The 11,283-nt window shown below is 61.4% G+C and carries 11 protein-coding genes; 6 read left to right on the top strand and 5 right to left on the bottom strand.

Annotated features, from left to right (window positions below; translation table 11 throughout):
• Positions 1 to 32 precede the first annotated feature (32 nt).
• Positions 33 to 1,283, bottom strand: a complete 1,251-nt coding sequence (gene kynU / locus HU773_RS04275) for a kynureninase (RefSeq protein WP_169989847.1) — start codon at positions 1,281 to 1,283, stop codon at positions 33 to 35.
• 143 nt (positions 1,284 to 1,426) lie between these two features.
• Here kynU and HU773_RS04270 point away from each other — a divergent pair, with 143 nt between their 5' ends.
• Positions 1,427 to 1,900, top strand: coding sequence for an Lrp/AsnC family transcriptional regulator (locus tag HU773_RS04270; RefSeq protein ID WP_029299899.1), 474 nt, complete (start codon positions 1,427 to 1,429; stop codon positions 1,898 to 1,900).
• Positions 1,901 to 2,053: 153 nt separating this feature from the next.
• Here the strand turns inward: HU773_RS04270 and catA are convergent, their stop codons facing one another.
• The 3 genes from catA to HU773_RS04255 are packed head-to-tail and all read right to left on the bottom strand — an operon-like array spanning position 2,054 to position 4,457.
• On the bottom strand, positions 2,054 to 2,983 hold the full coding sequence (gene catA, locus HU773_RS04265; protein ID WP_186625311.1) for a catechol 1,2-dioxygenase: 930 nt from the start codon (positions 2,981 to 2,983) through the stop codon (positions 2,054 to 2,056).
• A gap of 42 nt (positions 2,984 to 3,025) precedes the next feature.
• Positions 3,026 to 3,316, bottom strand: coding sequence for a muconolactone Delta-isomerase (gene catC / locus HU773_RS04260; protein WP_029299901.1), 291 nt, complete (start codon positions 3,314 to 3,316; stop codon positions 3,026 to 3,028).
• Positions 3,317 to 3,329: 13 nt separating this feature from the next.
• Positions 3,330 to 4,457, bottom strand: coding sequence for a muconate cycloisomerase family protein (locus HU773_RS04255; RefSeq protein WP_057439315.1), 1,128 nt, complete (start codon positions 4,455 to 4,457; stop codon positions 3,330 to 3,332).
• Positions 4,458 to 4,571: 114 nt separating this feature from the next.
• On the opposite strand from HU773_RS04255, the gene HU773_RS04250 reads away from it, so the two are divergent.
• Positions 4,572 to 5,447, top strand: coding sequence for a LysR family transcriptional regulator (locus HU773_RS04250; protein ID WP_057960624.1), 876 nt, complete (start codon positions 4,572 to 4,574; stop codon positions 5,445 to 5,447).
• Between the two features lie 44 nt (positions 5,448 to 5,491).
• Here HU773_RS04250 and HU773_RS04245 read toward each other — a convergent pair whose 3' ends face one another.
• Complete coding sequence (locus HU773_RS04245; RefSeq protein WP_057439316.1) at positions 5,492 to 6,493, bottom strand: AraC family transcriptional regulator; 1,002 nt, start codon at positions 6,491 to 6,493, stop codon at positions 5,492 to 5,494.
• A 309-nt stretch (positions 6,494 to 6,802) separates the two neighbouring features.
• On the opposite strand from HU773_RS04245, the gene antA reads away from it, so the two are divergent.
• The 4 genes from antA to HU773_RS04225 all read left to right on the top strand — a co-directional run bounded on the left by antA (position 6,803) and on the right by HU773_RS04225 (position 11,231).
• The gene (gene antA / locus HU773_RS04240) at positions 6,803 to 8,194 is read left to right on the top strand and encodes an anthranilate 1,2-dioxygenase large subunit (protein WP_057960625.1); all 1,392 of its coding nucleotides are present in this window, start codon (positions 6,803 to 6,805) and stop codon (positions 8,192 to 8,194) included.
• On the top strand, positions 8,194 to 8,685 hold the full coding sequence (gene antB / locus HU773_RS04235) for an anthranilate 1,2-dioxygenase small subunit (RefSeq protein WP_057439317.1): 492 nt from the start codon (positions 8,194 to 8,196) through the stop codon (positions 8,683 to 8,685). The genes antA and antB overlap by 1 nt, the downstream gene beginning before the upstream one ends.
• Before the next feature lie 63 nt (positions 8,686 to 8,748).
• Entirely contained in the window at positions 8,749 to 9,756 is a 1,008-nt protein-coding gene (antC, locus tag HU773_RS04230; protein WP_128593734.1) for an anthranilate 1,2-dioxygenase electron transfer component AntC, read from the top strand.
• 71 nt (positions 9,757 to 9,827) lie between these two features.
• The gene (locus HU773_RS04225; protein ID WP_057439319.1) at positions 9,828 to 11,231 is read left to right on the top strand and encodes an amino acid permease; all 1,404 of its coding nucleotides are present in this window, start codon (positions 9,828 to 9,830) and stop codon (positions 11,229 to 11,231) included.
• Positions 11,232 to 11,283: the final 52 nt, after the last annotated feature.

Here is an 11,283-nt window from a genome sequence, read left to right as displayed (position 1 = left end):
AAGCCAGCTCCTACGGGGGTTTTGTGGTGTTTTCAGGTGACGCTGTGGCGCACTTTGAATTGCGGCTGGTCCCAGGATTTCTCATCGAGGATTTCACCAAGGATTTCTACCGCATCCCACACCTCGGTGAAGCTGGTGTACAGCGGGGTGAAGCCAAAGCGCATGATCTTCGGCTCACGGTAATCACCAATCACGCCACGGGCGATCAGGGCCTGGACAATGGCGTAGCCTTCGGGGTGTTCAAAGCTCACATGACTGCCGCGCTTGGCATGCTCGAGCGGGGTGATCAACGTCAGGTCATGGGCGGCGCAGCGGCTTTGTACCAGCTCGATAAACAGGTCGGTGAGCGCCAGGGATTTGCGGCGCAGGCTGGCCATGTCGGTCTGGGCGAAGATATCCAGCCCGCACTCGACCATCGCCAGCGAGGTGATCGGCTGGGTGCCGCACAGGTAGCGGGTGATGCCCTTGCCGGCCACGTAGTTGGACTCCATGGCGAACTGGCGGCTATGGCCGAACCAGCCCGACAACGGCTGCGTCACCAACTCCACCAGCGCCGGGTTGACCCAGACAAACGCCTGGGAACCCGGGCCGCCGTTGAGGTATTTATAGGTGCAGCCAATGGCGTAGTCGGCGCCGGCCTGGTGCAGGTCAATCGGCACCGCGCCCGCCGAGTGCGCCAGGTCCCAGATCGCCAGCGCGCCGCACTCATGGCTCAGGGCGGTCAGCGCTTGCATGTCGTGCATGTAGCCGGTCTTGTAGTTGACGTGGGTGATCATCACCACGGCAGTGTCCTGGTCGATGGCCGCCGGCAGTTCGTCGGGGCTGTTCACCAGGCGCAGGCTGTAGCCCTGTTGCAGCAGCGCCGCCAGGCCTTCGGCGATGTACAGGTCGGTGGGGAAGTTGCTTGCCTCGCTGACAATCACCTTGCGCTGCGGCTGGCGTTGGCGCTGCACGCTCAAGGCGGCGCTGAGCACCTTGAACAGGTTGATCGAGGTGGTATCGGTAATCACCACTTCAGCCTCACCCGCGCCGATCAGCGGCGCCAGGCGGTTGCCCAGGCGCTGGGACAGGTCCGCCCAGCCGGCGCTGTTCCAGCTGCGGATCAACCCATTGCCCCACTCCTCGGCAATCACCGCTTGTGCCCGCGCAAGCGCCGCCACCGGACGGGCGCCGAGGGAGTTGCCATCGAGGTAGATCACCCCTTCCGGCAGGGCGAATTGATCGCGCAGGGGCGCCAGCGGGTCTTGGGCGTCGAGGGTCTGGCAATGAGTTCGGCTGGTCATGGAAAGTCCTGTTTTTATAGATGACGATGGACCAAATAATGAACGAAGATTTGCAGAATTTTCGTGCAAAGTGCGCTACAACTGGCTTAATAAGCTGTAGGAAATTCGAATTTAACCTCTAAATACGCGGATTAATTCTAAGCATGATTCTCGACGCCACCGACCTGCGCCTCCTGCATTTCCTGCAACAGGATGGCCGTATCAGCAACCAGGAACTGGCGGAGAAAGTCGCCCTGTCGCCATCCGCCTGCCTGCGCCGCTTGCGCCTGCTGGAGAGTGAGGGGGTGATCAGCGGGTATCGCGCGGTGCTCAATGCCGAGCAATTGGGGATCGAACTGGAAGCCATCGTCCACCTGTCGTTGCGCCAGGACATGGAGGACTGGCACGAGACCTTTATCAAGAAGGTCCAGGGCTGGCCGGAAGTGGCCAGTGCCTATGTGATCACCGGCGCCAGCAACTACGTGCTGCGGGTGCAGGCGCGCAACCTCAAGCACTTTTCCGACTTTATCGTGAACCACCTCAACCGCACGGCGGGGGTGATGGATATCCGTTCGGAGATCGTGTTGCAGAAGATCAAGGACCGGGATGAGGTGCTGGACCTGGTCGTACGCAAATAGGCAAAGCACTGCTGATCAACTGTGGGCGCTGGCTTTTGTGGGAGCCGGGCTTGCCCGCGATACAGACCCCTCGGTTTATCTGCACTACCGAGGCGAGGCTATCGCAGGCAAGCCAGCTCCCACAAAAGCCAGCGCCCACATTTTTGACCGTATTCAGTCTTCGAGGGCGCGCACGCGTTGCATGCGTTTTTGCTCGACCGGTGCCACCGCTGGCTGCAACTCGAAGTCAAAGTCGATCTGCGCAAACTTGCCCTCCACGCAAAACTCCCGCGCCAGTTGCGGGTCTTCGCTGAAGCGAATTTCGGCAATCAGCTCATCCCGAGTAGCGTAGGCAAAGTCATCATGCAGGTACGGATCATCCGACAGGTTGATCTGCGTGGTCAGGTGCCGATGCCCCGGTGCCGAGATAAAGAAGTGGATATGCGCCGGCCGCTGGCCGTGACGCCCCAGTTGATCGAGCAACTGCTGGGTCGGGCCGGTCGGTGGGCAGCCGTAGCCAGACGGCACGATGCTACGGAAACGATAATTGCCCTGGGCGTCGGTCTCGATCCGGCGACGCAGGTTGAACTCCGATTGCGATGGGTCGAACCAGGAGTAAGTGCCGCCGGTATTGGCCTGCCACACATCCACAATCGCCCCGGCCAGCGGCTTGCCGTTGATGTCGCGCACTTGCCCGCGCATAAACAGCGGCACGGCCGCATCCAGGCCATCGTCCAGGCGTGCTTCGTATTTGGACAGCGGCGCACCCGCCACGTACAGCGGCCCTTCGATGGTGCGCGGGGTGCCGCCGGACTTGCCGGCTTCCTCGTCGGCGGCGTCCATCAACAGGTCCAGGTAATGCTCCAGGCCCAGGCCCGCGGCCAGCAGCCCGGCTTCCTGGTTTTTGCCCAGTTCGTTGAGGTAGTTGACCGCCTTCCAGAACTCTTCCGGGGTCACTTCCAGGTCTTCGATGATATTCACCGTATCGCGCAGGATCCGGTAGATCAGCGCCTTGGCCCGTGGGTTGCCGGCGTCATTGAGGTTGCCGCTGGCTTCTTCGAGGAAGCGCTGGGCGTGGGCAGTCTGGGACAGTCGAATGGACATGGTGCAATCCTCATCTTGTAATTATTAGGGGGCTAGACAGGCTCAGCGGTCATCCTCATGGATCGACGACGGATGCCGGCACAGGGCATTCACTTCAATGGCCATGTAGGGATAGAGCGGCAGTTGCATCAGCAGGTCATGCAGTTCCTGCACGCTGTCGACATCAAACACGCTGTAGTTGGCGTACAGTCCGGCGATGCGCCACAGGTGGCGCCACTTGCCTTGCGCCTGCAGGCGTTGGGCCAGGGCTTTTTCGTCGGCCTTGAGGGCCGCTGCGCGCTCGGGGTTCATATCGACAGGCAGGTTTACGGTCATCTTTACGTGGAACAACATCGCAGGCGTCCTCTTAATGTTTGTCGCGACGGAAGAACGCCAGGCGCTCCTCATCAATGGCCAGGCCCAGGCCCGGGGCGGTCGAGACATGCAGGTGGAAATCGCGATACAGCAGCGGCTCGGTAAGAATGTCTTCGGTGAGCAGCAGCGGCCCGAACAGCTCGGTGTCCCACGCCAGTTTATTGAGGGTGAGAAACGCGTGGGCCGAGGCCAGGGTGCCGATACCGCCTTCAAGCATGGTGCCGCCATACAGGCCAATACCCGCCGCCTCGGCAATCGCCGCCGTGCGCAGTACGGCACGCGGGCCGCCGTTTTTCGCGATCTTCAAGGCGAACACCGAGGCCGCACCTTCGCGGGCCAGGTTGAAGGCATCTTCGACACACTCGATGGACTCGTCGGCCATGATCGGCGCCGGGCTCGAGAGGTTGAGCCGGGCCATGCCGCCACGGTTATTGCGCGAGATCGGCTGTTCGATCAGGTCGATAGCGTTATCGCCCAACACCTTGCAAGCGCGTAGGGCCACGGCTTCGTCCCAGGCCTGGTTGACGTCGACGCGCACGCTGGCGCGCTCGCCCAGGGCTTTTTTGATCGCAATCACATGGGCCAGGTCCTGGCTGACTTCACCGGCGCCGATCTTCAACTTGAAGATGCGGTGGCGGCGCAGGTCGAGCATCTTCTCGGCTTCGTCGATGTCCTTTTGCGTATTGCCGCTGGCCAACGTCCAGGCCACCGGCAGGGCATCGCGCACTCGGCCGCCGAGCAGCTCGCTGACCGGCAGGTTCAGGCGCTTGCCGAGGGCATCGAGCAAGGCGCTTTCGATGCCGGACTTGGCAAACGTGTTGCCACGGATGCTGCGTTCCAGGCGCAACATGGCGGCGTTGATGTTGCTGGCATCCTGGCCAATCAACAGTGGCGCAAAGTGTTGGTCGATATTGATCTTGATGCTGTCGGGGCTTTCGTTGCCGTAGCTCAGGCCACCGATGGTGGTGGACTCACCGATCCCTTCGATACCGTCGGCGCACCGCACGCGGATGATCACCAGGGTCTGGTTTTGCATGGTGTGCATCGCCAGCTTGTGCGGGCGAATGGTGGGGAGATCGACGATGATGGTCTCGATCGACTCGATGGCGCAAATCGGCATGGCAATACCCGTTGGGTTCTTTATAGGTCTTGCCCGATTCTGTCGCCCATTGTTGCTGGCTTCCAATATAGAATTGGTCTCAAACAATACCCTCAAGGTATGAGAGGAATCCGTATGGAACTGCGCCACCTGCGTTACTTCCAGGTGCTGGGGGAAACCCTGAACTTCACCCGCGCCGCCGAACGCCTGCACATCGCCCAGCCGCCGTTGAGCCGGCAGATCCAGCAATTGGAAGATGAGTTGGGTGTGGTGCTGCTGGAGCGTGGCCGGCCGTTGCGGCTGACCGAGGCCGGGCGGTACTTCTATGAACACGCCAATGTGCTGCTGGAGCAGTTGGCCAAGACCTGCGACAACACCCGGCGCATCGGCTTGGGGCAGAAGACCTGGCTGGGCATCGGCTTTGCCCCCTCGACCCTGTATGGCGTGCTGCCGGAACTGATCCGCCGCCTGCGCAGCCATGACGCGCTGGAGCTGGAGCTGGGGCTGTCGGAGATGACCACCCTGCAACAGGTCGAAGCGCTCAAGGCCGGGCGCATTGATGTGGGCTTCGGGCGGATTCGCATTGATGACCCGGCCATTGTCCAGCGGGTGTTGGTCGAGGATCGGCTGGTGGCGGTGTTGCCGGCCGGGCACCCGCTGCTGGGCGCACCGGTGACCCTTGCGCAGTTGGCCGCCGAACCGCTGGTGCTGTACCCCGGCAACCCGCGCCCCAGCTATGCCGACCACGTGATCGCACTGTTCGACACCCATGGCCTGGCGATCAAGGTCGCGCAATGGACCAATGAGTTGCAGACCGCCATCGGCCTGGTCGGGGCCGGCATGGGGGTGACGCTGGTGCCGGCGTCGGTGCAGATACTGCATCGGGCGGATATCGGCTATACGCCGATTGTCGAGGTTACGGCGACCTCGCCGATCATTCTCAGCCGGCGGATCAATGATCAGTCGCCGGGGCTGGGTCATTGCCTGCAACTGGTAGAAGAACTGATCTGAAATCTCCCAGTCACCTCCAATACCCTGTGGGAGCTGCATTGTGTTCAGGCACCCCGCATGCGCCGCGCATCGTTGCGCTGCAGCGTCTGGCTGGGGGATTCGTCGAACAGCTTGCGGTACTCCGCCGAAAACCTTCCCAGGTGGGTAAAGCCCCAGCCCAGGGCGATTTCGGAGATGGTGCGGGTGGCGCCATGCTCGAGAATTTCCTGGCGCACCGCGCTCAAGCGGTACTTCTTCAAGTAGGCCATGGGCGACAGCGCGAAGTATTTGCGAAACGCATCGAACAGCTTGAACCGCGACACCCCGGTGGCCGCCTCGAGGTCTTCCAGGTGCAGCGCTTCGCGGGCGTTGGCGTGGATGTACTGGCGGGCGCGGATCAGGTAGTGGGGCAGCTTGACCCCCAGCACGTCGCGCAGTTCTTCGGAATAGTTGTTCGGCTGGGCCAGGATCAGGCCCTTGATCAGCGAGCTTTCCAGGTCGCGGGTAAACGCGGCCTGGTCATACAGTTCGCTGCTGTGCTCCAGCTCCGCGATGAAGTGCCTTGCCATACGCCACCACGCCGCCGGCGCGCCCTGCACCGCATCCATCACCGACTCAAAGCGCAGCGGCGCATCAATCGGCCGCTGCAACAAGCCCTCCAGGGTTTCGCTCATCGCCGCACGGGTGATCACCACTTGCAGCTTGCGGCAGTCGCCGGAGATCGCCAGCACCTGGTGTTCATTGGGCGAAATGATCACGCCCTGGTCGCGATTGGAACTCAGGCGCTGGCCACCCTTGCTCAGCTCCTGCTCGCCCACCAGCGGCAGGCTCAGACTGTAGCTGCTGAAGTGCTCGGCGTCTTCGATGTCGATGGTCACGTCGGTGCCGTATTCGATCACCCCCAGGGTGGTGGCGCGGGACTTGAACACATTGGCACTGTGGTGGAAGCGCAGGCGCTCCGGGGTGGCGGTTTCCAGCCGGTGGGGCCCGCAGATGCCGGACATCCAGCTGCGGGCGCCTTCAAGGTCGAAACGTTCAATACGGATATCGCGTGTATGGCTACTCATCAGGGTGCACTCACGGCGGTTGTGGCCAGCGCGCTCTGACGGCGCGTCCGGTGGATCAAGGCAAGTTCTGCGCCACGTCGCGCACTTGGCCACTGGGTGGATAGTGAGCGTCGACTATGTGGATAAGAAGCCGGCTTTTTCGACAATTGCCTAGCCTGACAGTAGCGCATTCCCCGGCGTCGTTGCACGGATGTGGGTATTTGCGCCCCAACTATGCGGCCCATCTTCCCCCATTAAGCGGATAGCTGGCCGCCCCCCTGCCCGCCTCTAATGAACCACCGATTAGCTACCCAATAAAAGGTGCCTCCCATGAGTGGTGCAAGAAGCGTCGAGCAATGGAAAACGTTTATCGAAAGCTGCCTGGATTTCCGTCCGGCCGAGGGTGTGTTCCGCATCGCCCGGGACATGTTCACCGAACCTGAGCTGTTCGACCTGGAGATGGAACTGATCTTCGAAAAGAACTGGATCTACGCCTGCCACGAAAGCGAACTGGCCAATAACCACGACTTCGTAACCATGCGCGCCGGGCGCCAGCCGATGATCATCACCCGTGACGGTGAAGGCCAGCTCAACGCCCTGATCAACGCCTGCCAGCATCGCGGCACCACCCTGACCCGGGTCGGCAAGGGCAACCAGTCGACCTTTACCTGCCCGTTCCACGCCTGGTGCTACAAGAGCGACGGCCGCCTGGTGAAGGTCAAGGCGCCGGGGGAATACCCGGAAGGTTTCGACAAGGCCACCCGCGGCCTGAAGAAGGCGCGCATCGAAAGCTACAAGGGCTTTGTGTTTATCAGCCTCGACGTGCACGGCAGCAACAGCCTGCAAGACTTCCTCGGCGACTCCAAAGTGTTCTTCGACATGATGGTCGCGCAGTCCGCCACCGGCGAGCTGGAAGTGCTGCCCGGCAAGTCGGCCTACACCTACGACGGCAACTGGAAGCTGCAGAACGAAAACGGCCTGGACGGTTACCACGTCAGCACCGTGCACTATAACTACGTGGCCACGGTGCAGCATCGCCAGCAGGTCAATACGGAAAACGGCAGCGCCTCCGGCAGCACCCTGGACTACAGCAAACTCGGCGCCGGCGATGCCAATACCGATGACGGCTGGTTTGCCTTCAACAACGGCCACAGCGTGTTGTTCAGCGACATGCCCAACCCCAGCGTGCGCTCCGGCTACGCCACCATCATGCCGCGCCTGGTGGCAGAACACGGCCAGCAAAAGGCCGAGTGGATGATGCATCGCCTGCGCAACCTCAACGTGTACCCCAGCCTGTTCTTTCTCGACCAGATCAGCTCGCAACTGCGCATCATCCGCCCGGTGGCGTGGAACAAGACCGAGATCATCAGCCAGTGCCTGGGGGTCAAGCACGAGTCCGATGCCGACCGCGAAAACCGCATCCGCCAGTTTGAAGACTTTTTCAACGTGTCCGGCATGGGCACCCCGGATGACCTGGTGGAATTTCGCGAAGCCCAGCGCGGCTTCCAGGGCCGCCTGGAACGCTGGAGCGATATCTCCCGGGGCAGCCATCGCTGGGAAACCGGGCCGACGCCCAACAGCGAGGCCATCGGCATCCAACCGGCCATGACCGGTACCGAATTCACCCACGAAGGGTTGTACGTCAACCAGCACCGCAACTGGCAGACATTCCTGCTGGACGGGCTTGAGGCGCAATCGTTGAAACTGCACGAGGTGAAATGATGAACGCGCAATTGCAGTATCAGATCGAGCAGTTTTTCTACCGCAAGTCCGAACTGTGCGACGCCCAGGACTGGGACGCCTACGTGCAGTTGTTCGACCCGCAGAGTGAGTTCCACCTACCGCAATGGGACTCGGAACACGTCTACACCCGCGACCCCAAGCGCGAGATGTCGCTGATCTACTACGCCAACCGCTCGGGCCTGGAAGACCGGGTGTTCCGCCTGCGCACCGGCAAGGCCGCGTCCGCCACGCCGATGCCGCGCACCTTGCACCTGATCAATAACGTACGGATTGCCGAGCAGGCTGATGGCTGCCTGGAAGTGCGGCTGAACTGGCACACGCTGTTCTATCGGCTGGCGATGTCGGAGCAGTTCTATGGCCACGCCACCTACAGCCTCAAGCCCCATGGCGACAGTTGGCTGATCACGCGCAAGCATGCGCTGCTGCTCAACGACACCATCAACTCGGTGCTGGACTTCTATCACCTCTGACCGTGCCCCTGTGGCGAGGGGCAACCTCGCCAGTCATCAATCTATCTACGCGGAGTGCGGTGGATGAATCACAAAGTGGCCTTCAGTTTTGCCGACGGCAAGACCTTGTTCTTTCCGGTGGCCAGCAATGAAATCCTGCTGGACGCGGCGTTGCGCAACGGCATCAAGATCCCCTTGGATTGCCGCGAAGGCGTGTGCGGCACCTGCCAGGGACGCTGCGAGTCCGGAGACTACAGCCAGGACTATGTGGATGACGAGGCCCTGTCCAGCCTCGACCTGCAACAACGCAAGATGCTCAGTTGCCAGACCCGGGTCCAATCCGACGCGGCGTTTTACTTCGATTTCGACTCAAGCCTGTGCAACGCACCGGGCCCGGAACAACTCAGCGCCACGGTGTGCGAGGTGCAGCAGGTGTCGGCCAGCACCGCGATCCTGTCGGTGCAACTGGAGCGCGCCCTGGACTTTCTGCCGGGGCAATATGCGCGGCTGTCGATCCCCGGTACCGAGCATCAGCGTTCCTACTCCTTCGCCAACCGCCCGGGCACCCGCTTGCAGTTCCTGATCCGCTTGCTGCCGGACGGGGTGATGAGCAATTACGTGCGCGAGCGCTGCCAGGTCGGCGATGAAATCAAGCTGCAGGCACCGCTGGGCGCGTTTTATCTGCGGCACGTCACCCAGCCCCTGGTGCTGGTGGCCGGCGGCACCGGGTTGTCGGCACTGTTGGGGATGCTCGATGAATTGGCCGAGCGCGGCTGCGAGCAACCGGTGCATCTGTACTACGGGGTGCGCGGGGCCGAGGATTTGTGCGAGGCCGAGCGCATCAAGGCGTATGCACAAACGATCCGTGGTTTTCGCTACACCGAAGTGCTCAGCGACCCATCGCCGCAGTGGTCTGGCAAGCGCGGTTATCTGACCGAACATTTCGACGTGGCCGAATTGCGGGATAGATCGGCCGATATGTACGTGTGCGGCCCCCCTCCAATGGTCGAATCCATCAAGAACTGGCTGCAAGATCAGGCACTTGATGGCGTTCAGCTGTATTACGAAAAGTTTACCGAGAGTAATATCTGACCCCTCAGCAGTGAGGGGCGGATCTGGCGTGCAGGATCAACCCTGAAAAAAACAAGTAGAAGGGAATGTTAATGGCGGATGACATGGTTAACCCGGTTGGCCTCAAGCGTGGCCTGAAAAACCGGCATATTCAGCTGATTGCCCTGGGCGGGGCGATTGGTACGGGTTTGTTCCTCGGTTCGGCCGGGGTGCTGAAATCGGCGGGGCCGTCGATGATCCTGGGCTATGCGATAGCCGGGTTTATCGCATTCCTGATCATGCGCCAGTTGGGCGAGATGATCGTCGAGGAACCGGTCGCCGGTTCCTTCAGCCACTTCGCCCACAAGTACTGGGGCGGCTATGCCGGCTTCCTCGCCGGCTGGAACTACTGGGTGCTGTATGTACTGGTGGGCATGGCCGAGCTGACAGCGGTGGGCAAGTACATCCAGTTCTGGTGGCCTGAAGTGCCGACCTGGGTCAGCGCAGTGGTGTTCTTCGTTGCGGTGAACCTGATCAACACCCTGAACGTGAAGTTCTTCGGTGAGACCGAGTTCTGGTTCGCGATCATCAAGGTGGTGGCGATCATCGGCATGATCGTGCTCGGCTGCTACCTGCTGTTCAGCGGTACCGGTGGCCCGCAAGCCTCGATCAGCAACCTGTGGGACCACGGCGGTTTCTTCCCTAACGGCGGCATGGGCCTGCTGATGGCAATGGCGTTCATCATGTTCTCGTTCGGCGGCCTGGAGCTGGTGGGTATTACGGCTGCCGAAGCCAGCGAGCCGCGCAAGGTGATCCCCAAGGCGATCAACCAGGTGGTGTACCGGATCCTGATTTTCTACGTCGGCGCCCTGACCGTGCTGCTGTCGTTGTACCCATGGGATCAACTGCTGCAAACCCTCGGCGCGTCCGGCGATGCCTACAGTGCCAGCCCGTTCGTGCAGATCTTCTCGTTGATCGGTAACGACACCGCCGCGCACATCCTCAACTTCGTGGTGCTGACCGCGGCACTGTCCGTGTACAACAGCGGCGTGTACTGCAACAGCCGCATGCTGTTCGGCCTGGCCGAGCAAGGCGACGCGCCCAAGGCGCTGATGAAGCTCAACAAGCAAGGCGTACCGTTGCGCGCCCTGGGCATTTCGGCCCTGGTGACGTTGCTGTGCGTGGTGATCAACTACGTGGCACCCAAGGATGCACTGGTGCTGTTGTTTGCCCTGGTGGTTGCTTCGCTGATGATCAACTGGGCGCTGATCAGCCTGACGCACATCAAGTTCCGCAAGGCCATGGGCGAGCAAGGCGTGGTGCCGTCGTTCAAGACCTTCTGGTTCCCGTTCAGCAACTACCTGTGCCTGGCGTTCATGCTGGTGATCGTTGGCGTGATGCTGGCAATCCCGGACATGCGCCCATCGGTGTATGCGATGCCGGTGTGGGTGGGGATTCTCTTCCTGGCGTACTGGTTGCGCTCCAGGAAGAACAAGGCCCTGGCTGTCGCGCAATAACCTGTGTAGAAGCCGGCTTGTGCAGGAGCTGGCTTATGTGGGAGCTGGCTTG

Source organism: Pseudomonas shahriarae (assembly GCF_014268455.2).
Taxonomy (GTDB): Bacteria; Pseudomonadota; Gammaproteobacteria; order Pseudomonadales; family Pseudomonadaceae; genus Aquipseudomonas; species Aquipseudomonas shahriarae.
This window is presented reverse-complemented; position numbering and strand designations above follow the sequence as displayed.

Coding starts and splice junctions, on each gene's coding strand:
- antB (WP_057439317.1), top strand. CDS start 8,194: ATGAACGCGCAATTGCAGTATCAGATCGAGCAGTTTTTCTACCGCAAG.
- HU773_RS04225 (WP_057439319.1), top strand. CDS start 9,828: ATGGCGGATGACATGGTTAACCCGGTTGGCCTCAAGCGTGGCCTGAAA.
- kynU (WP_169989847.1), bottom strand. CDS start 1,283: ATGACCAGCCGAACTCATTGCCAGACCCTCGACGCCCAAGACCCGCTG.
- HU773_RS04245 (WP_057439316.1), bottom strand. CDS start 6,493: ATGAGTAGCCATACACGCGATATCCGTATTGAACGTTTCGACCTTGAA.
- HU773_RS04250 (WP_057960624.1), top strand. CDS start 4,572: ATGGAACTGCGCCACCTGCGTTACTTCCAGGTGCTGGGGGAAACCCTG.
- HU773_RS04255 (WP_057439315.1), bottom strand. CDS start 4,457: ATGCCGATTTGCGCCATCGAGTCGATCGAGACCATCATCGTCGATCTC.
- antA (WP_057960625.1), top strand. CDS start 6,803: ATGAGTGGTGCAAGAAGCGTCGAGCAATGGAAAACGTTTATCGAAAGC.
- catC (WP_029299901.1), bottom strand. CDS start 3,316: ATGTTGTTCCACGTAAAGATGACCGTAAACCTGCCTGTCGATATGAAC.
- HU773_RS04270 (WP_029299899.1), top strand. CDS start 1,427: ATGATTCTCGACGCCACCGACCTGCGCCTCCTGCATTTCCTGCAACAG.
- catA (WP_186625311.1), bottom strand. CDS start 2,983: ATGTCCATTCGACTGTCCCAGACTGCCCACGCCCAGCGCTTCCTCGAA.
- antC (WP_128593734.1), top strand. CDS start 8,749: ATGAATCACAAAGTGGCCTTCAGTTTTGCCGACGGCAAGACCTTGTTC.